19 protein-coding genes are annotated in these 21,541 nt (G+C 75.5%); 6 read left to right on the top strand and 13 right to left on the bottom strand.

Features of this window, described 5'->3' with window-relative positions:
- Positions 1-35 precede the first annotated feature (35 nt).
- From SCATT_RS26415 to SCATT_RS26395, 5 genes are all read right to left on the bottom strand, one after another.
- Positions 36-3,944: a Pls/PosA family non-ribosomal peptide synthetase gene (locus SCATT_RS26415; RefSeq protein ID WP_014628732.1), complete on the bottom strand. Its 3,909-nt coding sequence runs from the start codon at positions 3,942-3,944 to the stop codon at positions 36-38.
- 208 nt (positions 3,945-4,152) lie between these two features.
- Positions 4,153-5,145: an SLAC1 family transporter gene (locus SCATT_RS26410; RefSeq protein ID WP_014146279.1), complete on the bottom strand. Its 993-nt coding sequence runs from the start codon at positions 5,143-5,145 to the stop codon at positions 4,153-4,155.
- Between the two features lie 102 nt (positions 5,146-5,247).
- Positions 5,248-5,835 (bottom strand): GNAT family N-acetyltransferase, encoded by a 588-nt coding sequence (locus SCATT_RS26405; RefSeq protein ID WP_014628731.1) that lies wholly within the window; start codon positions 5,833-5,835, stop codon positions 5,248-5,250.
- Positions 5,836-5,893: 58 nt separating this feature from the next.
- The gene (locus tag SCATT_RS26400) at positions 5,894-6,556 is read right to left on the bottom strand and encodes a response regulator transcription factor (RefSeq protein ID WP_014628730.1); all 663 of its coding nucleotides are present in this window, start codon (positions 6,554-6,556) and stop codon (positions 5,894-5,896) included.
- Entirely contained in the window at positions 6,550-7,734 is a 1,185-nt protein-coding gene (locus SCATT_RS26395) for a sensor histidine kinase (RefSeq protein ID WP_014146276.1), read from the bottom strand. Before SCATT_RS26395 ends, SCATT_RS26400 begins: the two co-directional genes overlap by 7 nt.
- A gap of 218 nt (positions 7,735-7,952) precedes the next feature.
- Here SCATT_RS26395 and SCATT_RS26390 point away from each other — a divergent pair, with 218 nt between their 5' ends.
- Entirely contained in the window at positions 7,953-9,197 is a 1,245-nt protein-coding gene (locus tag SCATT_RS26390; RefSeq protein ID WP_014146275.1) for a DUF2029 domain-containing protein, read from the top strand.
- On the opposite strand, the gene SCATT_RS26385 is transcribed toward SCATT_RS26390, so the two are convergent.
- From SCATT_RS26385 to hypF, 4 genes are all read right to left on the bottom strand, one after another.
- A complete protein-coding gene (locus SCATT_RS26385; RefSeq protein ID WP_014146274.1) occupies positions 9,114-9,944 on the bottom strand; it encodes an SAM-dependent methyltransferase in 831 nt (276 codons plus the stop codon). The two genes, SCATT_RS26390 and SCATT_RS26385, sit on opposite strands and share 84 nt — an antisense overlap.
- A 438-nt stretch (positions 9,945-10,382) precedes the next feature.
- Entirely contained in the window at positions 10,383-10,982 is a 600-nt protein-coding gene (locus tag SCATT_RS26380; RefSeq protein ID WP_014146273.1) for a DNA polymerase ligase N-terminal domain-containing protein, read from the bottom strand.
- Between the two features lie 16 nt (positions 10,983-10,998).
- Positions 10,999-11,367 carry a hypothetical protein gene (locus SCATT_RS26375; RefSeq protein ID WP_014146272.1) on the bottom strand — a complete coding sequence of 123 codons (369 nt, stop codon included), beginning with the start codon at positions 11,365-11,367 and terminating at the stop codon, positions 10,999-11,001.
- A 155-nt stretch (positions 11,368-11,522) separates the two neighbouring features.
- On the bottom strand, positions 11,523-13,931 hold the full coding sequence (gene hypF / locus SCATT_RS26370) for a carbamoyltransferase HypF (protein WP_157894851.1): 2,409 nt from the start codon (positions 13,929-13,931) through the stop codon (positions 11,523-11,525).
- 439 nt (positions 13,932-14,370) lie between these two features.
- On the opposite strand from hypF, the gene SCATT_RS26365 reads away from it, so the two are divergent.
- The 4 genes from SCATT_RS26365 (at position 14,371) to SCATT_RS26355 (ending at position 16,379) form a co-directional block, all read left to right on the top strand.
- A complete protein-coding gene (locus SCATT_RS26365; RefSeq protein WP_157894850.1) occupies positions 14,371-15,018 on the top strand; it encodes a hydrogenase maturation protease in 648 nt (215 codons plus the stop codon).
- The gene (locus SCATT_RS26360; RefSeq protein ID WP_014146268.1) at positions 15,015-15,563 is read left to right on the top strand and encodes a DUF892 family protein; all 549 of its coding nucleotides are present in this window, start codon (positions 15,015-15,017) and stop codon (positions 15,561-15,563) included. The genes SCATT_RS26365 and SCATT_RS26360 overlap by 4 nt, the downstream gene beginning before the upstream one ends.
- A 57-nt stretch (positions 15,564-15,620) precedes the next feature.
- Entirely contained in the window at positions 15,621-15,791 is a 171-nt protein-coding gene (locus SCATT_RS39075) for a DUF6126 family protein (RefSeq protein WP_014146267.1), read from the top strand.
- Positions 15,792-15,917: 126 nt separating this feature from the next.
- Positions 15,918-16,379: a hypothetical protein gene (locus SCATT_RS26355; RefSeq protein WP_014146266.1), complete on the top strand. Its 462-nt coding sequence runs from the start codon at positions 15,918-15,920 to the stop codon at positions 16,377-16,379.
- Between the two features lie 143 nt (positions 16,380-16,522).
- On the opposite strand, the gene SCATT_RS26350 is transcribed toward SCATT_RS26355, so the two are convergent.
- From SCATT_RS26350 to SCATT_RS26340, 3 genes are all read right to left on the bottom strand, one after another.
- A complete protein-coding gene (locus SCATT_RS26350) occupies positions 16,523-18,433 on the bottom strand; it encodes an NAD-binding protein (protein ID WP_014146265.1) in 1,911 nt (636 codons plus the stop codon).
- Between the two features lie 97 nt (positions 18,434-18,530).
- Positions 18,531-19,433 carry a helix-turn-helix domain-containing protein gene (locus tag SCATT_RS26345; protein ID WP_014146264.1) on the bottom strand — a complete coding sequence of 301 codons (903 nt, stop codon included), beginning with the start codon at positions 19,431-19,433 and terminating at the stop codon, positions 18,531-18,533.
- Between the two features lie 139 nt (positions 19,434-19,572).
- Positions 19,573-19,836, bottom strand: a complete 264-nt coding sequence (locus SCATT_RS26340) for a DUF397 domain-containing protein (protein ID WP_014146263.1) — start codon at positions 19,834-19,836, stop codon at positions 19,573-19,575.
- A 224-nt stretch (positions 19,837-20,060) separates the two neighbouring features.
- On the opposite strand from SCATT_RS26340, the gene SCATT_RS26335 reads away from it, so the two are divergent.
- Complete coding sequence (locus SCATT_RS26335; protein ID WP_014628725.1) at positions 20,061-20,585, top strand: ATP-binding protein; 525 nt, start codon at positions 20,061-20,063, stop codon at positions 20,583-20,585.
- Positions 20,586-20,629: 44 nt separating this feature from the next.
- On the opposite strand, the gene SCATT_RS26330 is transcribed toward SCATT_RS26335, so the two are convergent.
- The gene (locus SCATT_RS26330) at positions 20,630-21,472 is read right to left on the bottom strand and encodes an SAM-dependent methyltransferase (RefSeq protein ID WP_014146261.1); all 843 of its coding nucleotides are present in this window, start codon (positions 21,470-21,472) and stop codon (positions 20,630-20,632) included.
- Between the last annotated feature and the right edge of the window lie 69 nt (positions 21,473-21,541).

Raw genomic sequence — 21,541 nt, 5'->3', positions numbered from 1 at the left:
CTCCTCAGTGCTCCGTTCCTCCTTCCGTGTCCGGCTCACCGGCGGTCGCCGGACGGCCAGACGGCCACCGGGTTGCCCATCCACCGGCCACCCGGCGGGACCGTCTCGCCCCGCATGACCAACGAAGCGGGTCCGACGACGGTTCCCGCGCCGACCAGGGCGCCGGGGAGGATCACCGAGTGCGGGCCGAGCGTTGCGCCCTCGGCCAGCCGGACGGCGTCGATCCGCATCAGCCGGTCGTGGAACAGGTGGGTCTGCAGCACGCAGCCCCGGTTGACGCTCGCTCCGTCGTCCAGCCGCACCAGGTCGGTCTCCGGCAGCCAGTGCGTCTCGCACCACACCCCGCGGCCGATGCGGGCGCCCAGCGTGCGCAGCCAGGCGTTGAGCATCGGGGTGCCGTGCAGCGCGCCGGCCAGCCACGGCACCGCGAGCTGTTCGACGAAGGTGTCGTACAGCTCGTTGCGCCACACGAACGAGCTCCACAGCGGGTGTTCGCCCGGCCGGAAGGCGCCGACCAGCAGCCACTTGGCGGCGGTGGCGGTCAGGCAGGCCACGGTGCCGGCGGCCAGCAGCAGCACCCCGCCGCAGGCCGCCGCGGCCGGCGCCCCGGCGGTGGTCACCAGCGCCTGGAGGGCCACGAAGACCAGGTCGGCCAGGACCGCCGCGCAGATCAGCGGCACGATCCGGCACAACTCCACCGCCGCGCGCGCCACCACCAGCCGGGCCGGCGGGTCGAAGGTACGCCGGGGATCGGCGGCGTCGGCGGTGCGGGCCACCGGGAAGACCGGCCGGCCCAGCCACGACGTGCCGGGTCCGGCGTGTTCCGGCACGTCCGACAGTACCCCGACGAGGGCGCCGGCGAGCAGGGTGCGGCCCGGGCCGACGATCCCGGAGTTGCCGAGGAACGCCCGCTGCCCGATCTCGGCCCGGCCCAGCCGCAGCCGGCCGCCGCGCACCTCGAAGGGGGCGGCCAGGGTGTCGTCGGCGAGGAAGGCACCGTCCCGCACCCGCAGCAGCCCCGGCAGCGTGAGCACCGTCGACACCTCCGCCCGGCGCCCCACCCGCGCCCCCAGCAACCGCAGCCACACAGGGGTGAACAGCGAGGCGTAGCAAGCGAAGAGCGACCTGCGGGCGGTGTCCATCACCCGCGTCGTCAGCCAGGCGCACCACGCGGCACCGCCGTCGACCGGGTGGTCCCCCGGGCGCAGCCCCGGGGCGACCGCCCGCACCACGGCCGCCAGCAACCCCGCGTACGTACCCGCCGTGACCACGGTCAGCAGCGGGGCGCTCCACAACAGGTCAGCCACGAGCGACCCGAGCGTCCGGTCGTCGGCCACCAGCGGATACAGCACCGCCACCGCCGGAACCAGCGAGACCAGCGGCAACGCCCCCAGCCCGGTCAGCGCAACGGCGTAGGCACCACGCCACCACCGCGCCCGCCCGCCGACGGGACCGCCGGCCGATACGTCTTCGGACCGCACGGCGTCCCGGCCGGGGCGGGCCGGGCTTCCGGTCCAGGTGCGGCCGGCGGGTACGGGGCCGGTGGCGCAGGCGCCGGGGGCGAGTTCGGCGCCGGGGCCCAGGTGGGCGCCGGGGAGGAGGGTGGCGCGGGTGGCCACCCGGGCGCCGGCGTCGACGCGTACCGGGCCGACGTGGAGCACGTCGCCGTCGAGCCAGTGGCCGGCGACGTCGGCCTCGGGTTCCACCGCGCAGCCGTCGCCGAAGGCGGCCATGCCGGTCACCGGCGGCATGGCGTGGAGCACCACGTTCCGGCCCACCGCGCACCCCAGCAGCCTGGCGTAGAGCGGGGCCCACGGGGTGCCGAGCAGATGGGGCACCCCGACGGTGGCCACCGTCCGTTCGGCCGCCCACAGCCGCAGGTGGACCCGGCCGCCGCGCGGGTGGCTGCCCGGGCGGATCCCGCGGGTGAGCAGCCGGGCCGCGCCCGCGCCGAGGAGCAGCCGGGCCGGGAGGCTGTGGAGGACGAGCCAGCCGGCCGCCACCGTCCACCACGAGGTGTGCGTCGCCCACGGCAGGGCTCCGAGGAGGTTGTCCACGGCGGCGAGCACCACCAGCGCGCGCAGTCCGGTGAAGGTGGCGAGCGCGGTCACCACGGCGGCCTGCACGGCTCCGGCGCGGCGCGGTACCGGACGAACGTCGCGCCGGGTGCCGCCGCTTCCGGCCGAGGTGTCGAGGTGGTCGGCGAGCTGCCGCAGGCCGGGGTGGTGGTAGAGGTCGGCGACGGAGACCTCGGGGTAGCGCTCGCGCAGCGTGGTCACCAGGGTGGCCGCGGTCAGGCTGGTGCCGCCGAGGGCGAAGAAGTCGGCGTCGGCGGTGACCGGGACGCCCAGCAGTTCGCGCCACCGTTCGGCGAGCCATGCCGCCGTGCCCTCCGGCACCCCGTCGGCCCGCGGTTCGTGGGTCGGCAGTGGCCAGGGCAGGGCGGCCCGGTCGACCTTCCCGGAGGTGCGTACCGGCAGCCGGTCGACCACGGTCAGTACGGGGACGAGGGCCTGCGGCAGGGCGTCGAGGAGCCGGTGCCGCAAGGCCGCCAGGTCCAGCGGCCCGTCCTCGGCGACCAGGTAACCGACGAGCACCTGGCCGCCGGCCGGGCTCTGCCGTACCGCCGCGGCTGCCGCGCGGACCCCCGGCAGCGCGCTCAACGCCGCGTCGACCTCCCCCAGTTCGATCCGGCGCCCCGCCAGCTTCACCTGCTCGTCCGCACGTCCGGCGAAGACCAGACCCGCCCGCTCCGCCCGCACCAGATCACCACTGCGGTACACCCGACGCCCCGGAAACACCGGATGCGCACCGAACTTCTCCGCATCCTTGACCGCGTCCAGATAACGAGCCGTCCCCACCCCCGCGATCAACAACTCACCCGTCCCACCCCACGCCACCGCACGGCCACGGGCGTCGACGACCGCCACCTCCCACCCCGCCAGCGGCACCCCGATCCGCACCGGCTCACCCGGCACCAGCCGCGCCGCCAACGCCACCACCGTGGTCTCCGTCGGACCATAGGTGTTCCACATCTCCCGCCCCGCACCCAGCCGCTCCACCAGCTCAGCCGGACACGCCTCACCCCCCACGATCAGCAACCGCACCCGCGCCAACGCCTCCACCGGCCACAACGCCGCCAGCGTCGGCACCGTGGAAACCACCGTCACCCCACGCTCCACCAGCCACGGACCCAAGTCAGCCCCCGCCCGCACCACCTCCCGCGGCGCCGGCACCAGACACCCCCCGTGCCGCCACGCCAGCCACATCTCCTCACACGACGCATCGAACGCCACCGACAACCCCGCCAGCACCCGGTCCCCCGGACCCAACGGCCGCTCCCGGCAGAACAACCCCGCCTCCGCGTCCACGAACGCCGCCGCCGACCGATGACCGACCGCCACCCCCTTCGGCCGCCCCGTCGTCCCCGACGTGAAGATCACCCACGCGTCATCCCCCGGACCCGGACCACGCTCCACACCCCCCACCGCCACCTCCGGACGCAGCGTCAACGACCGCTCGGCCCCGAGCACCGCGCACACCCCGGCCTCGGACCAGATCAGCTCGGCCCGCTCGTCCGGGTCGTCGGCGTCCACGGGCACGTACGCGGCGCCCGCGTACAGCACGGCCAGCACGGCCACGTACAGATCGGCGGTGCCGGACGGGACGCGTATCCCGACCCGGTCACCGGCGCCGATGCCCTCGGCGCGCAGCTTGCCGGCGAGGGCGGTGACGTCGGCCAGCAGCGCACGGTAGGTCAGGAGCGTGGAACCGTCGTCGAGGGCCGGTGCGGTGGGGTGCCGGCGGACGGTGTCGAGCAGGATGTCGACGAGGGTCCGGGGGGGCGCCGGGGATACCGCGGGCCACACCGCGCCGGTGTCCGGTGCGGTGGGAGCTGGTGCGGCCCGGCGTGCCGGGTCGGCGGATCTCGAACGAGGGGTCAACGCCAGTTCCTTGTGATCGACTCTGTGCGGCACCGCTGCCGCTTCGGCCGCCTGTCGCGGCGGACGCGCGTTCCGGCGAACGGACGCGCGCACTTATAGAGACGCACGGAGCGGTGTGACCGATGACGACCAACAAGGAAACAATTACCCAAGAATCGGTAGACTCCACATCAAATAATGTGATTAGTCCTTAAATTGGACGAATTATTTACTGCGTAACAGCCTTCCGGCCGGAACGGCGCAGCGCGCCCACCGCCACCACCACCCACGCCGCCAGCGCCACCCACACCAGCGCCCGGCCCGCCGACGCCGCCCACCGCAGGCCCGACGTCTGCCCGGTGGCCAGCGCCGCCGACGCGGTCATGCCCAGCGGGAACACGGTCGACCAGCGGCGTACGTCGTACCTGGGCCGCGGCCACCGCACCTCGCAGCAGAGCGCGGCCAGGCAGCAGGCGAACGAGACCAGCAGCAGCGCCAGCGCCGCCTCGTCCAGCACCGTCACCGCCGTACCCGGGCGGCCTGGACCGGACACCCGGCGCACCGCCGCGTCGAGCCGGGCGGCGGCCAGCGCCGAGATCGCCACCGCGCCGCAGAAGATCCACTGGTCCCCCGCCCCGTCGCGCAGCTGCCCGAAGTCGAACCGCGTGAGCACCAGCGCGTACAGCACCAGCCCGAGCAGCAGCAGGCAGCCGGAGGGCACCAGCGGCCACTCGACACGCAGCGCGGCGGCGAGCACGCCACCCGGCACCGCGAGCGCCTCGGTGGCCACGGTGACCAGGAACGCCGAGCCCGGCACCGCGTCACGCCGGCCACGGCGTACCAGCACCACCGGCAGCAGTCCCAGCCACGCCACGGCCGCGAGCGCCAGCAGCGCCCACGCCACCGGGTACCGGCCGAGCAGCGCGAAACGGGTGCCGAGCACGGCGGTCGCGGCCACCGCGGTCAGCGCCGGCGGGCTCTCCGCCTCGCTCGACCAGCGTTCCGGCCGCCGCACCAGACGCGCCGCGAAGACCACCGCCAGCACCAGCCACCACCCGACGGCCACCACCAGCAGGGCCGCCGACAACCGTCCGGCGCCGGCCGAGGAGAGCCCGACCGAGAGCACCCCGGTCGCCATCACGCCCGCGCCGTGCGCCGGGGTGACCGCATCCAGGCCGCCGCCCGGGCACCGTTCCGGCCGCCGCCGGTGATCGCCGTCCACCGGCCCAGCTTCCGGCGCCCGCCGCCGCACGGCGCCGCGACATCCCGGACGGCCACCGGCCCGCCCCGCCCGGACGCGCCAGGACGGGTGACGCCGGCCCGGTCAGGGCCAGGGGTCGCCCTGGAGGCGGGCGTGCAGATGCTCGTCGTGCCAGCCGTCGGCGTGCAGCAGCGCGCCGCGCATGGTGCCCTCCAGCCGGAACCCGGTGGCCTCGGCGACCCGGCAGGAGGCCGGGTTGGCCACCGAGTGGGTGATCACCAGACGGTGCAGGCCGACCTCGTCCAGCGCCCACCGGGCGACCCGCAGCACCGCCCGCGTCATGGTGCCGCCGCCCTGGCCCGCGGGCAGCAGCCAGTAGAACAACTCGCCGCCGCCGCGCCCCAGGTCGATGTCGCCGACCCCGATCAGGCCGAGCACCTCGCCGCCGCGCCGCGCGATCGCCCACACCGCGCGCTCCTCCGCCCACCACCGGCGCCGCCAGTTGTCGATGCGCTCCTCGGCCTCGCGGATCGTCAGCGCCGGGGTGCGGTTCCACTGCCTGATCGCCGGGTCGCCGCAGGAGGCCGCCAGCACCCCGGCGTCCTCGGCGCGCCAGGGGCGCAGTTCCTCGCCGTCGGAGAGCCCCAGCACCGGCTGTTCGCCACGGGCCATCCGTCCGGCGGCCACCACGGGCGGTATCGAGGAGGTCATCGCCGCATGATCGCAGACGGCGTCCCGCCGGAGCACGTCGCCGTGTGGGCGCGGCCGGTCAGCCGGTGGCGTGCCGCAGGTACGCCAGCACCGCGAGCACCCGACGGTTGCCGTCCGCCGGTTCCAGGGAGAGCTTGGCGAAGATGTTGCCCGCGTGCTTGACCACGGCGGCCTCGGTGGTGGTGATGCGCCGGGCGATCGACTCGTTGGTGCGTCCCTCGGCCATCAGCGCCAGCACCTCGCGTTCGCGCGGGGTGAGCCGGTCCAGCGGGCGGCCGGCGGTGCGGCGGGCCAGCAGAACGCGTACCACCTCCGGGTCGATCACCGTCTCGCCGGCCGCCACCCGCCGCAACGCGTCGAAGAACTCGGCCACTTCACCGACCCGGTCCTTCAGCAGGTACCCCAGGCCGGCCGGGCCGGCGCCGCCGTCCGACAGCAGCCGGGTCGCGTACGCGGTGGCGACGTACTGGGAGAGCACCAGCACGGCGAGTCCGGGGTGGCGCTCGCGCAGCTCGACGGCGGCGCGCAGGCCCTCGTCCCGGTGGCCGGGCGGCATGCGCACGTCCGCCACGACGACGTCCGGCACCTGGGCGTCCACCGCCCGCGACAACGCCTCGGCGTCACCGACCGCCGCGGTGACCCGGTGGCCGCCACGGGTGAGCAGTTCCACCAGACCGGCGCGCAGCAGCACCGAGTCCTCGGCGAGCACCACGTTCAGCACGGCACCTCCACCCGCAGCCGGGTCGGGCCGCCGGCCGGGCTGGAGACCACCAGCGTCCCGCCGAGGATCGCCAGCCGGTCGGCGAGCCCCTGGAGTCCGGCCCCGGCGGACGGGTCCGCGCCGCCGCGCCCGTCGTCGTGGACGAGCAGCGCGAGCCGGGTGCCGTCGAAGCCGCCCGACACCTCGATCCGGCCGGCCCCGCTGTGCTTGGCGGCGCTGGTGAGCGCTTCGGCCACGGTGAAGTACGCGGTGGCCTCGACGGCGGGCGGCAGCCGGTGCGGCAGGTCGACGGTGACGGCGACGGGGACCGGGTGGCGGGCCGCCAACTCCTCGACGGCGGCGACCAGTCCGTGGTCGGTGAGCACCTGGGGGTGGACGCCGCGCACCAGGTCGCGCAGGAGGTCCAGGGCGTCACGGGCCTCGCCCCTGGCCCTGGCGATCAGCGCTCCGGCCTCCCGTTCGCGCTGCCCCAGTGCCATCCGCGCCCGGGACCGGGTCAGTTCGATCACCCGGGCGCCCAGGTCGTCGTCCCGGGGGCCGAGCAGCGCACCGGCCGCCTTGGCCTGCGCGCCGGCCAGCAACGCCGCGAGCCACGCGCACACCACCAGCCCGGCCAGCCCCACCACCGCGGCCGGCAGCGCCCGCGCCGGGCCGGGGACCAGGTGGCCGGCCGGGATCATCAGGTGGTCCGGGGCGATGGCGGCGGCCACCACCGGCGCCGCGGCGAGCAGGCAACTCAGCCCCAGCAGCGCCGCGAAGACCACCCCGGTGCCGGTGAACACCGTGCACCACAGCGCCACGTACCCCAGTTCCCGCCAGGTGGCCCGCTCGGTGAGGCGCAGACGCACCCAGCGCAGCGGGTCGGCGCCGACCGGTGCGCGGTGCGGGCTCGCCGGCCGTCCCGGCTCGACCAGCCGCAGCCTGCGGCGTTCCACCGCCCCCACCGCGACCCCGCTCAGCGCCACCGCGAGCAACGCGACGAGTCCGACCCCGAGCGGCGCCGTGACCACCCCGGCCACCGTCAGCACGGCCAGCGCCGACATCAGCACCGGACCGCACACCGCGCCGGTCAGCACGTACGCCGCGCACCGCAACGGCCGAAGCGAGCACAGGTACCGGAACGGACGCGCGCGCACCGCCCGCCACGCGCACGGCGGCGCCCCCGTCCCGCTCCCCACGCCCTCGCCTCCTCGCCGTGCCGTCTCCGCCGCCAGCCTGGCACACCCCGCCGGCCCGGCGCGCTGCGGCTGCCCGGCCGGTCGCCGGTGGGGAAAACCCCACCGGCGGGGGTCGGTCCAGACGCCGTGACGGCGGCGGGCGCGCGGTGATCCGATTCCGGGGTGCGAACGCCCCGAAGTCGTCGGTGGCGTACGTCTGTTGAGGGAGGACGGCGCCGGTGGAGGCAGCGGGACGGTGGAAGTGGGCCGTGGTGTGGCTGGGGGCGGCGGTGTGGGCCGCGGGGTTCCCGTTGCTGTCCACGCTGGACACGCACCGGGTGTGGGGTCGCTGTGCGGCGGCCGGGTATCTCCTCGCGGCCTGTGTGACGCTGTGGTGGCCCGCCTCGCGGGCGCGGGGGGTTGCGTCGGGGTGCGCGGTCGCCGGGGCGGTCGTGGTGCCGTTGGCGGTGCTGCTGCTGACCGGGGGGCGGCAGAGCGAGGTGGACGTGATCGAGCGTTCCGCGCGGTTGCTGTTGTCGACGGGCACCCCGTACCTGCCCGATCCGCGCCGGGTGGGCGACTACACGCCGTACCTGCCGGGGATGGCGTTGCTCGGGCTGCCGCGGGTGGTGCTGGCACCGCTCGGCGGGGTGGGCGCGGTGCTGGGGGACGCCCGGGTGTGGTGTGCGGCGGTCTTCCTGGGGTCGTTGGCGGCGGCGCGTCCGGGGTGGGCGCGGGGGCGGCCGTGGGTGCTGATCGCCTCGCCGGTGGTGGCGTTGCCGTTGTGTGTCAGCGGGGTCGATCTGCCGTTGACCGGGTTGTGTTGTCTGGCGGTGTCGTGGGCGGCGCGGGGGCGGCCGGGGTGGGCGGGGGTCGCGCTCGCCGCCGCGTCGTCGCTGAAGTGGACGGCGTGGCCGGCGGTCGCCGTGGTGGTGGCGTTCGCCGGCGCGGTGCTGGGTGCCCGGGCGGCGGTGCGGTGCGCGGTGGTGGCCGGGACGGGGGCGGTGGCGCTGGTGCTGCCGTGCGTGCTGGTGGCCCCGGGCCGGGTGGTGGAGCAGGTGCTGGCGTTCCCCGCCGGACGCGGTGCGGTGGCGACCCCGGCGGGCAGCCCGTTGCCGGGCCATCTGCTGGCGGCGCTGGGTCCGGCCGGGTGGTACGCGGCGGTGGCGCTGGTGGTCTGCGGCGCGGTGCTGGTGGCGGTGTCGCTGGTGGTGCGTCCGCCACGGACCGCGGTGGCCGCCGCGGACCGGCTGGCCGCCGGGTTGTCGGTGGCGTTCCTGCTGGCCCCGGCGGGCCGGTTCGGCTACCTCACGCTGCCGGTGGTGCTGTCGGTGTGGGTACGGCGGGCGGGGCCGGGCCGCCGGGGTACGCGGGGCGTGGCGGTGGCCGGCCGGACCGCGTCAGGGCTTGCGGCCGAGGCCGGCGACGATCAGCTGCTCCCACACCGTGGGGGCCCGTCCGGCGGACTCCTGGCCGATGCGTGAGACGTCGTCGTCGGGGTCGCCGGCCCGCCACAGCACGGCGGGCAGGATGCCGGGTTCGAGGATCTCCAGCCCGTCGAAGAGCGCCTCGATCTCCTGGTCGGTGCGCCACCGGCCGCGCCCGAAGGTGGTCTGCAGGACGCGTTCGGCCTCCCTGGTCTCGTCGTTGTGGCCGCTGCGGAAGTGGCTGATGAAGAAGTGGCTGCCGGAGGGGACGTGGTCGCGCCAGAAACGCACCACGGCACGCGGGTCCTCGTCGTCGTTGATGTGGTGCAGGATCGCGCTGAGGATGATGGCGACCGGGCGCCCGAAGTCGATCAGCCCGCTGGCGATGGCGTGGTCGAGGATGACCTGCGGGTGGCGCACGTCGGCCCGGATGACGCCGGTGAGGTCGTTCTCCTCCAGCAGGGCGCGGCCGTGGGCGAGCACGATGGGGTCGTTGTCGACGTAGAGCACCCGGGTCGGCGGCGCGTGGCGCTGGGCCACCTGGTGCACGTTGTCGGCGGTCGGCAGGCCGCTGCCCACGTCGATGAACTGGCGGATCGGTGTGTGCAGCGCGATGTCCCGCACCGCGCGCACCAGCGCCCGGCGGTTGGTGTAGGCGATGGCGACCGACCCGGGCATCTCGTTCTTGAACCGGTCACCGATCTCCCGGTCGACGGCGTAGTTGTCCTTGCCGCCGAGCAGATAGTCGTAGACACGGGCGATGCTCGGCTTCGTCTGGTCCACCTCGCCGATGGCGTCGGTCATCCAACTGCCCCTTCGTTACCGGGTGTTGTCGGCGCTCATCATAGGGTGGCGGAGCCGCCCGCGACGGCTGGACGCGGCCCGTACAGCGGTACGAACGGGCGCGTGGAGATGGCTGGAAAAACCCTTGCCTACTCGTCGGTATTGTTCGCGGAACCTCTGGTGTTCACCGGTGGGGCGATGCACTATGGAGGTGGGCCTGCGAGGCGAGCGAGGGAGTTCGACCGCAGGAGGCAGCGGCGACAGACCGGTTGATCTGCCGCTGGTACCTCGGTCGACGATCGGACTGAGAGGCCGAAGGATCAAGGACGACGAATTCCGGGTGTGCCGAAAGCCCCGGGATCGCACGATCCGGAGGCGACCCCCAATACCTGATCCGGGCAATACCGGCGAAGGGAGAACGCCCCGCAGGTTCCGCTGTGCGCGCGTTCCCGGTGCCGGTCAGCCGCCCTCCTCCCGCGCGATCTGCCGCAGCGTGCGGTGCGTCCGCGCCGAACGCACCCGCTCCGGACTCGGGGACCCGCCACCGTGCGCGTACCGGTCGCGTTCCTTCACCAGCAGCCAGGCCCCGTCGCGCAGCCTGGTCAGCGCGTAGCCGCCGCGCAGCTTCCCGCCGTCCAGCCAGAACGAGACGTGGCCGGCGTCGAGCGCGTCGGCGAACGGCACCGGCTCACCGTGGCGCCGGCTGAGGTTGCGGTAGGTGCCGGTGTTCCACACCAGCACGGTGCCGGCGCCGTAGCCCTCGCCGATCACGCCCTCGACGTCGCGGCACTCCAGCGGATGGTCCTCGGTGGGCACCGCCAGCCGCTTGTCACGCGGGTCGCTGGAGGGTCCCTTGGGCACCGCCCACGACTTCAGCACGCCGCGCGACTCCAGCCGGAAGTCGAAGTGTCGGGTGCTCGCGTCGTGGAGCTGCACCACGAACCGGCCGTCGCCGCCCGGCGTGCCCGCGTCCTCGCCGCCCGCGGGTTCCGCGGTGGCGGCGAAGTCGCGCTTACGGCGGTATTCGGCCAGTTCAGGGCGGCCTGACCTGGGCGACACCGGGTGCCCGCGTCGTTCAGTGGCCGAACAGGTGGCGGGCGTGCCGGTGCCGGGCGCCGGTGGCGGCCGGGCGGTCGGCCTCGTCACCGGTACGGGCGGTGACCGCGTCGCGTTCGGCGGTGGCCCGCGCCGCCTCCTGGCGGGCGGAGGTCAGCTCGGCCTTGCGGCGGCGCGCCCGCGCGGCGCCGGTCATCATCGCCAGGCCCAGGCAGAAGATCAGCCCGAGGGCGAGGCCGGCCGCGAAGACGCCCAGCGTGTTGAGGGTGGCGACATGCTGGCCGAGCACGTTCGCCGTGTAGTCGGGTCCGCCGCCGGTGTTGCCGGCGATCACCAGCCCGGTGAACGCGGCGGAGGCCGCGAGCAGCAGGAAGCCCAGCAGGAACATCACCCTCACCTCGATCTGTGGTCGGTTTGTGGTGGCCGGTCGGTGCCTTACGCTTCGCGGCTACCCGCTCGACGGCGAGTTGAACGGCCCGCGGCCGGGCGCCCGCGCCCCACCGGCCACGGCCACCACCCCGATCCCACCTGTCGTCCGGCGGCTCACCCGGGCGACCGGCCGCGGGAGGTACCGCCCCGCGCGCCGGTGCCCGTCCCGGTGGCACCGGCCGGGCGGGCGCGCAGCCGGGTGGCCACCATCAGCCGGCCCAGGGCGAGTCCGCCGTCGCCGCACGGCACCTGGCGGTGGCGCAGCACGGTGAACCCGTCGGCGCGCAGCGCCCGGTGGCACCCCTCCTCCAGCAGGGCGTCGGCGAACAGGTCGCCGGTGAGGACGACCGTGGTCACCCCGTCGGCCTCCCGTACCCGCCGGCAGGCGGTGCGCACCGCGTGGGCCACCGCGTGGTGGAAGCGGGCGGCGACGGTGGCGGCGGGGGTGCCGGTGCGCAGGTCGGCGACGAGGGAACGCAGCACCGGCGCCGGGTCGAGCACGCCGTCCGCGCGGTGCCCGAAGGCGTAGGCGTGGTCGCCCTCGTCGGCCATGGCGGGCAGCGCGCACGCCTCCAGCACGGCGGCCGGGTGGCCGTCGTCGGGGCGGAGCCCGAGGAGGGCGGCGACCGCGTCGAAGAGCAGTCCCATGCTGGAGGTGGAGACCTCGCCGGTGTCCGCCGCGTCCGGTTCGTCCGCCGGCTGGTCCGCCGCGCGCGGCAGCCAGGGTTCCCAGGTCAGGCCGGCCGCCCGCAGATGGGCGAGGGCCGTCCGGTACGGGGCCGGGCTGTTCCCGCGCGCGGCGGCCGGCAGCGGCAGGTAGGCCAGGTGGGCCGCCCGCCGGTACCCGTCGTAGTCCGCGAGCAGCACCTCGCCGCCCCACAGCGCGCCGTCGTCGCCGTGGCCGCCGCCGTCGAGGACGACACCGATCACCGGCGCCGTGCCGTCGAGGCCCGCGTCGGCCATGGCGGCGGCCACGTGCGCGTGGTGGTGCTGGACGAGGTGGAGCGGGCGCCCCTCGGCGTGCTCCCGGGCCCAGCGCGCCGCCAGGTCGCCGGGGTCCCGGTCGGCGGCGAGGATCCGCGGCCGTACCCCGGTCAGCGCGGCCAGGTGGTCCAGCGTGCGGGCGAACGCGGCGGCGGCGGCCGGCCGCGCCAGGTCGCCGAGGTGCGGGGAGAGCCAGGCGGTACGCCCCTGGGCGAGGCAGAACGTGGTGTCGTCCGCCCCGCCGACGGCCAGCGAGGGCGGCACCGCGTAGGGCAGCTCGACCGGCTCGGGCACGTAACCGCGCGACCGGCGCAGCGGCTGCGGCTCGCCGTCCGGGCGTACGCGTACCACCGAGTCGTCGCAGGGCACCCGGATGCCGCGGTCGTGCCACAGCCAGGCGTCGGCGATGCCGTCGAGCCGGTCGCGGGCCTCGGTGTCGTCGGTGACGGGTGGTTCGCCGGGCCGGTTGCCGCCGGTGACCACCAGCAGCCGGGGGCCGGGCGGGTCACCGGGGAGCCCGAAGAGCAGGTGGTGCAGCGGGGTGTGGGGCAGCGTGACGCCGATGTCGGGGCCGCCGGGGCAGACGGCGTCGGCCGGGGTGGGGCGTTGGCCGGCTCCGGGGCCGGGGACGGCGGCGCGGCGCAGCAGCACGACGGGGTGGCGGGGGTCGCAGAGCAGGGCGCGTTCCTCCTCCCCGGCCGGGGCGAGGGCGGCGGCGGTCTCCAGGTCGGCGGCCATCACGGCGAACGGCCGGGTGCCGTGCCCCTTCCTGCTCCGCAGGGCGGCCACGGCGCCCTCGTCGGTGGCGTCGCAGACCAGCTGGTAGCCGCCGAGGCCCTTGACCGCGAGGACCGCCCCGGCGGTCAGCAGCCGGCGGGCCTCGGCGAGCGCCTGGTCGCCGTGGAGCGGTGCCGGACGGCGCGGCGCGGTGAGGTGGAGCGCGGGTCCGCAGTCGGGGCAGGCCACCGGCTGGGCGTGGAACCGCCGGTCCGCGGGGTCGGCGTACTCGGCGGCGCACCGCCCGCACATCGGGAACGGCGCCATCGTGGTGGCGGCGCGGTCGTAGGGCAGCGCGGTGACGATGGTGAACCGCGGGCCGCAGTGCGCGCAGGCGATGAAGGGGTGGCGGTAGCGCCGGTCGCCGGGGGCGGTCAGCTCGGCCAGGCAGGCGGGGCACGGCGCGGTGTCGGCGGGGACGAGGGTGCGTCCGGGGCCCTTCTCGGAGGGGCGGATGGTGAAGTCGGTGCCGCCGAGCGGGGGGACCCGCATGTGGGAGACGGAGTGGATGACGGCGCGGGGCGGGGCGTCGGCGCTGATGCGGCGGCAGAACACGTGCACCCGTCCGGGGTCGCCCTCCACCTCGGCGACGACCCCGCCGGCGTTGTTGATGACGTACCCGGCCAGCCCCAGCTCACCGGCGAGCCCGTGCACGAACGGGCGGAACCCCACCCCCTGCACGATCCCCCGCACCACGACCCGGTGCCGAACGGCCCCCTGGTCCCCGGGGGCGGTTAGCGTCCCCTGCGTCCGGCGGGCCACGGTCAGCTCACCGCCGTGGCGGTGGCGACCGCAGGCCGGGCGGGCTCGATGCGACGGTGCGTCATCCGCTGGTCTCCTCGGTTCGGCCCACGTGCGACGACCCGGCACCGGACGGCCGGAGTTCCCCCGCGTCCGGCGGTCCACGGCCGGCGCGCCGCCGGCGTTACGGCGGCCCAGGCGCGGGTCGGCGGTGCGCCGTGGCGGCCGGACGCGGTCACTGTAGGGGCCCGGGTGGCGCACGGGGGTGGCCCCCGCCGTGCCGCGGGCCGGTCTTCGCCCGCCCGGCCCAACCGTGCCGGTGGCCGGCCGCGGTCGGTGGTCCGACGCTCCCGTTGTCGGAAACATCCCGCTGTGCCAGATTTGGCGGCGGCGCCCCTGGTCCGCCGAGGACGGCGGGCGGTGCGGTCGCCGCGGCGTTCCCGACCGCCCTGGAGGAGACGTGAGCGAGCCAACGGTGACGGCCGGCCAGGTCCGCTACCGCCGGGGAGGCCGGGTACGGCCTCGTACCGGAGGGCGGCCCGGCACCCACGGGTACGTCCCGGCGCGCACGGCACGTACCGGTACGGCGGCCGGGGCGGGGCCGGTGCGGATCCTGGTCGCCGGGGTCGGCGAACTGCTGGTGGCCGACGACTCCTTCGGCCCGGAGGTGGTCGAGGCGATGCGGGGCAGGCCGGTGCCGGCCGGGGTGCACGTGGTCGACTTCGGCACCCACGCCACGGACCTGGCCGACCGGCTGCTGGACGGCTACCACGCGGCCGTGCTGGTGGACGCGGCGCCGCGCGGCGGCCGGCCCGGCACCCTCTACCTCCTCGAACCGGCCCCGGCCCCCGACCCGTCCGGCGCCTCCGGAACCGCGCGGGCGCTCGCGGTAGCCCGCCGGATCGCCCGGGACGAGGGGGCGCCGCTCCCCCGGACGCTGCTGCTGGGGTGCGAGCCGCTGGTCCGGGCGGCGGACGGCGGGCCGGGCGCGGTCGCACAGCTGAGCGCGCCGGTGCGGGCGGCGGTGGCCGGGGCGGTGACGGTACTGGAGTCGCTCACCGGTGAGCTGCTGCGGGATCCGCTGGCTCCGCTGGCGGCGCGGCGATGAGGGCGGCCACCGTACGCGAGGTGTTCCTCGCCCAGCTACGCGACGTCCACGCGCTGGAACGCCTGGTCGACTCCGGGCTGGGCGCGCTGGTCTCCGCCACCGCGGTACCGGAGTTGCGCGGGCCGCTCCAGGCCCATCGCGCGGTGACCCGCGAACACCTGGCCGCCCTGGAGGCGCGGCTGGCCGCCCACGGCGCCGCCCCCTCGGCCGCCCGGGACACCGGGCTCGCGCTGGCCGCGCTCGGCGAGTCGCTGCTGGCCCGGGTACGCGGCGGCCACCCGGCCGGCAACGCCCGGGACGCCTACGTCCTGGCGCATCTGGCGGTGCCGGGGTACGAGTTGCTGGGCGCCCTGGCCGGGCGGGCCGGGGACGAGGAGACCGCGCGGCTGGCGCGGCGGTACGCGGCCGACGAGCGGTCGGCCGCCGCCGTGCTGGACGGGCTGTGGGACCGGCTGCTGGAGCTCTCCCTCGGCCGGGCGACCGCCCCGTCGGTGCCGCCGGCCGGCGTTCCGCACACCTTGGGGGACCAGGCCGGCGACGGCTGACCGGGCCCGGGCGCGGGGTACCGTTGGGGGCCGCCCACGCCGAGCAGGAGAACCGCGATGACCGGCGCCGCCCCTCGAGGGGCGCTTCCGGCGCCCGAGGACGAGAAGGTCACCGAGAAGGCCAAGGAGCGCGGGGTCCTCCTGCGGGTCTTCGTCTACGTCTTCGCCACCCATCTGTTCGCCGGGTTCGTCTGGCTCCTGTTCCACCTGGGCGGCCACCGCATGTGACGGCCGCCGCCACCCGTACCGGTGAATCGGTGGTGCAGGCGGCGCCGTTCCGGCGCGCGGCGGGGCGTCGGGCGTGGTACCCGGCCCTACGATCGGGACGCCCTGACGGAAGAAAGGCACCGCCATATGCACGTGCGAACCGGTCTGCGGCGCGCGGCAACCGCCGCCGCGCTGCTCCTGCCCGCCGCCGTCGTCACCGCCCCGGGTGTCGCCCGGGCCGACGACGACCTCGGCACGATCACGGTCGACCGGGCGATGCTCATCCCCGGCCACGAGGAGAACCTGGTCGTCGAGGGGACCTACTCCTGCGAACGGAGTGTGCGGCAGCCCGGCGTCTTCTTCGCCGCACAGAACCGGCGCACCGGGGTCGTCCAGTTCGGCTCCGCCTACCAGAAGAAGCGCTTCGTGCTGCGCTGCGACGGCGAGACGCACGACTGGGTGGGCATCACGCCCAACGTCCAGGACACTTCGTCCCGTTACCGGGTCGGGGACAAGGTGACGGCCGCGGCCATCATCGACGACGTGGGCCAGACCCCGCGACAGCGGGTCGGCTCGGCGCAGAAGGTCCTGGGGGTCTCCAAGCTGTAGCCGCGCGCCGTACGCCCCGCCCTCACCTGGCGGACGTGCGGTCCAGGAACGGTCCGACGGCCCGGGCGGAAGCGTCCGGGCCGTCGGCGTCGGCGGGGGCGAGCGGGGCGGACCGGCAGCCGTCGCGGTGGGGAAAGGTTTCTTCAGACGGTGGTCCGCGAGCGGGTGCGGCGGCCGAGGAGTTCACCCAGGCCCTGGCGGGTGGCCACCAGGACGACCCGGTCCCGCGGGCGCAGGATCCGGTCCGGCGCCAGCTCCCACAGCAGCCGCCCGGCCACCCCCGCCGTACCGGCCCCGGCGGCGCCGGGCAGCTCCAGCGCGAGCACCCGCCAGGCGCCCGGGCGGAACGCCTCGGCCACCGTGCGCCCGGCCAGCTGGGGGTGGCCGCCGGCCTCCACGGTGACGAAGAGCAGCACCTTGCGCTCGACCGGGATGGCCCCGAGGATCTGGCGCCCCATCATGGCGGCGGCGAACGCGGGGGCGGCCAGCGAGGAGACGCTGCGGCTGCGGGTGAGCGCCTGCGGATGGGAATCGCGCAGCGTGCGGTAGACGGCGCCGGCGAACTGGTCGTCGTGGAGCCGCATCACCGCGCCGACGTCCGGTTTGCAGCTGCGCGCGTAGAGCACCGCCTCCAGGTTGGTGGTGTCGGAGCTGGTGAGGGCGAGCAGGGCGTGGCTGCGGCCGATGTGCGCCGCCTCCAGCACGCCTTCCTGGGTGATGTCGCCGATCAGGGTGGGGACGCGCAGGCTGCGGGCGAGGGCGACCCCGCGGGCCTTGGGGTCGCGCTCGACGCAGACCACCGGGATGTCCAGCTCCCGCAGCCTGGTCAGCACCCGTGAGCCGATCTTGCCCAGGCCCAGCAGGACGACGTGACCGGCCATCCGGCGCGGCGGACGGCGCAGCGTGGTGGCGTCCCGGAAGGTGCCCATGGCCTCCAGCGCGGCGGCCACCAGCAGCGGCAGCAGCAGCAACCCGGTGAGCCCGGCGAGCAGTTGCAGGATCTTGCGGCCGGCCGGCTGGCCGATCGCCGGGTCGTCTATGGCGAACAGGTCGAGCAGCGTCAAGTAGCCCGCGTGCACCGGGCGTTCACCGGTGACCAGCCAGGAGGCGACGGCGAGCGCGCCGACGGCGGCGACGAGGCCGCCCAGCGCCCAGCGCAGCCGCCGGGAGAACAGCGAGCGCAGCGGCAGCGATCCGGTGCCCAGCCGGGAGGCCGGTGCGGGCGGGCCGCCCCGGGCGACCTTCTCCAGCACCATGGTGCTGCGTTCCGGCGAGGCGCGTTCCACCTCCGCGTCCGAGGGCAGCAGCAGTGGTCCGGTGGCGTCTGCGGTGCCCCGGCCGCGGTTGCCGGAGAGTACGGCCAGGGTGCAGACGGCCGGTGGTCCGGTGTCGGCGCGGCGGTCCGCGGTGCGTTCGGTGGCGCGCAGCAGGAGTCCGTCGGCCTGGAGCACCTTGCTGGTGCCTGCGACCGCGGCGGCGGCCAGCGCGGGGGCGGCGGTGTCGGCGTCGGAGAGGACGGTGGTGGAGGTGTCGTACGCCTCGTCGGGGGGCGGGAGTTGTGAGGGGGCGTCCGGCGCCGGGTCGTCACCGTGCGGTGGCCGGCCGTCCGGGGCGGTGGCGGTGACCGCCTGGTCCAGCAGTTCCGCGAGGTACTGGCCGAGCCGCCGGTTGTACAGCCGGATCACCAGGCGCAGCCGGGGGTTGAGGCGCCGGGCGCGCAACGCGGCGTGGATGTTGGCCTCGTCGTCGTCGAAGACCAGGGCGAGCGCGGCGGCCTGGAGCACACCGGCCTCGATCAGCGCCTCGTCGTCGGCGGTGGCCGCCTCGACGATCCGCGGCGGGCCGGAGCCCGTCGCCGGGGCGCGGCCGACCGCGCCGGCCACCCGGCCGAGGATCATCGCCGCGCGGCCGGTGACCGGCAGTCCGGCGATCGGGAAGGCCGTGCCGGGGTCCTCGCCGGCCGCCGGCACGACGAGCACCACCTGCTCGCCGTAGACGGCGGACAGCTCGTCGGCGAGGCGGCGGGCGAGCGCGTCGTCACCGCAGACCACCATGTGCCGCGCGGGCGCCTCGGGTTGGAGTTGGTTGGGAAGTGAAGGCACCCGCATAGCGTGCCGCCCCGTGGTGCCGTACGCGGACGGCACCACGCGGTCAGACCAGGAGTTCCTTTATGAACCTCACCGAGTGGCGCGGCTCGGCGGCCTCGGCGCACAGCCGGTCCATCACCGTCAGGTAGCGGTCGATGTCGTCGGGCTTGTCCAGGTAGAGGGCGCTGGTCAGCTGTTCCAGGTAGACGATGTCGGGCAGGTCCGGTTCCTGGAACCGCAGGATGGTGATGGGTCCGCCCGCCGCGGCGAGGCCGCCGACGCTGAACGGGGCGACCTGGATGGTGACGTTGGGCAGCTCGGCCATGCGCAGCAGGTGCGTCAGCTGGTCGCGCATGGCCTCCGGTCCGCCGAGTGGTCTGCGCAGCGCGGCTTCGTCGATCACCGCCCACAGCCGGGGCGCCTCCGGCTGGGCCAGCATCTTCTGCCGGGCCATCCGCAGATCGACGCGGCGCTCTATCTCCCGCGCCGAGGCGTCGGGGTGGCCGAGCCGGGTGACCGCCCTGGCGTACTCCTCGGTCTGCAGCAGGCCGGGGACGAACTGCACCTCGTAGGTGCGGATCAGGGTGGCCGCCTCCTCCAGCCCGATGTGGGTCTCGAACCAGGACGGCAGCACGTCGCCGTACCGGTACCACCAGCCCGGGGTGTTGGCGTGCCGGGCCAGGGTGAGGTATTCGGCGCGCTCGTCCTCGTCGTGGACGCCGTAGAGGGTGAGCAGGTCGGCGACGTCGCGTTCCTTGAAGCTGACCCGGCCCAGTTCGAGGCGGCTGATCTTGGCGTGCGAGCCGCGGATGGCGTCCCCGGCGTGCTCACGGGAGATGCCTGCCGCCTCGCGCAGTTTGCGCAGCTGGGTGCCGAGCACGATCCGCAGGACGGTGGGGCCGCCCCGGGGATGGTCCAGGTAGCGCTTTATCGACGGCTGGCTGTCCGGCCGCATCATCGCGGTCATTCCAACTCCCGTGAGTGACTGGGCAAGCACTCAGTCTGACATCCGGGACGCGGTCCGGTACAGCGCCGGTGGCCGCCGGTTCGGGTCCCGGGGCGGTGCGGTGCCCGGGCGGGGCGCGGGTGGCCCCGGGACCCCCGGCTCACCGGGTGCCCTCGCCCGCCACCAGGGCGTCGAAGTCGCCGTCCTTGGCGCCGCCGACGAAGGCCGCCAGCTCGGCGTGGGTGTAGATCAGCGCCGGGCCCTCGGGGTGGCGGGAGTTGCGCACGGCGAACCCGCCGTCGGGCAGTGCGGCCACTTCGACGCAGTTGCCGCTGGGGTTGCTGCGCCGGCTCTTGAGCCACCGCACGCCTTCGATCCGGGTGGACTGCACGCCGTTGTACACGCCGTTGTCTGTCTGGTCCATCGCGGCTGCTCCTCGTCGTACCAGGGCACACAGTTGGGAGCTGACGGACCGTCAACTCCTCGTGCACGTGCATCCGTTCTTACCGATGCAAGCGCGGATGTGCTTACCGATGTCCTTACGACTGTAATTGCAGATGTGCTTGCAGCACCAGAAGGATGCGGGGATAGTGGAATCGCCCAGGCCCGTTCGTGACGATTGCCCGAAGAGGCACCGCGGAGTTGTTGATGACTGCACATCCGGCCGGTTCGACAGGTGACGTGCTCTCCGAGGGGCCGGGTGGCAGACACTGGCTCGCCGCCGCCGCCGACGAGGCGTTCCCCCTCGGCGAACTGGGGCACGGCGCCACCGGCTTCGCCGCCTGCGCGCTCGGTGCCGACCCCCAGGCCACCGGTGAGGCACGGCAGTTCACCCGGCGCACGCTCGGCGGCTGGGGCCTGGCCACCGTGGTGGACGACGTCGCGGTGGTCGTCTCCGAGTTGCTGAGCAACGCCCTGCGGTACGGCGTGGCCGGTCCGCGCGGCCGGCGCGCCTCCGCCCGACCGGTCTGGCTCGGGCTGCTGCGCCGCGACCGCACCGTGCTGTGCGCGGTCTGCGACCCCAACCCCGAGGTGCCGGTGATACGGAAGCCGGACTACTTCGCCGAGTCCGGGCGCGGCCTCCATGTGATCGACGCGCTCAGCGACTCGTGGGGGTGGACCACCCCGGACGCCTCCGGCAAGGCGGTGTGGGCCGCGCTGACCGCGCGGTGATCAGTGGCGCGCCCGCGGCCACCGGGTCGCGGGCGCCGACCGGTTCAGGGCTTGCGGGCCACCCCGCCGTAGAGCGGCACCTGGGCGTCGCCGACCTGGTCGAGCAGGGTGGGGTCGCCCTCCTCGGGGCGCCAGCGCTGGACCACCTCGATGCCGGGCTCGATCAGTTCCAGCCCGTCGAAGAAGCGCGCCACCTCGGCCCTGGTCCGCGCGTTGACCTGCGAGCCGGTCCGCTCGAAGGTCTCGGAGATCCGGTCGATGTCGTGCTCGAAGTCCGCGGTGACGTGCGATAACGCCAGGTAGCTGCCGGGGGCCAGCCGGTCGGTCAGCCGGCGCACGATGTCGTACGGGTCCTGGTCGCGGGGGAGCCAGTGCAGGACGGCCACCAGGGTCAGGGCGACCGGGCGCTCCAGGTCGAGCGTCTCGCGCAGTTCGGGGGAGGCCAGGATCGCCTCGGGGTCGCACAGGTCGCCGTGGACGTAGGCGGTGCGTCCGCCGGGGTGGCTGACGTGCAGGGCCCGGGAGTGGGTGAGCACGATGGGGTCGTTGTCGGCGTAGACGACCCGTGCGTGCGGGACCACCGCCTGCACCACCTCGTGCAGGTTGGGTGAGGTGGGGATGCCGGTGCCGATGTCCAGGAACTGGTGTATCCCCGCCCGGACGGCCAGGTGGCGGGCGACACGGTGCATGAACGCGCGGTTGTGCCGGGCGGTCGACGCGGCGTTCGGCAGGACGGCCAGCGCCTCCTCGGCGGCGAGCCGGTCGGCGGCGTAGTTGGTCTTGCCGCCGAGCAGGTAGTCGTAGACCCGGGCGGCGTGGGCCCGGTCGGTGTGCAGTTCCACCGGGGGGCGGTCGCTCCCGCGCATCCAGTCGGCGGCGTCCGTCATCGTCGTTCCCCTCCCCGGGCGGACCCGGGCATCCGGTGCCGTCGGCGTCCGCCCCCGCTGTCGTACCGG

Source organism: Streptantibioticus cattleyicolor NRRL 8057 = DSM 46488 (assembly GCF_000240165.1).
Classification (GTDB): Bacteria; Actinomycetota; Actinomycetes; order Streptomycetales; family Streptomycetaceae; genus Streptantibioticus; species Streptantibioticus cattleyicolor.
Note: the sequence above shows the minus strand (reverse complement) of the source record. Positions and strands in the feature narration are given on the sequence as shown.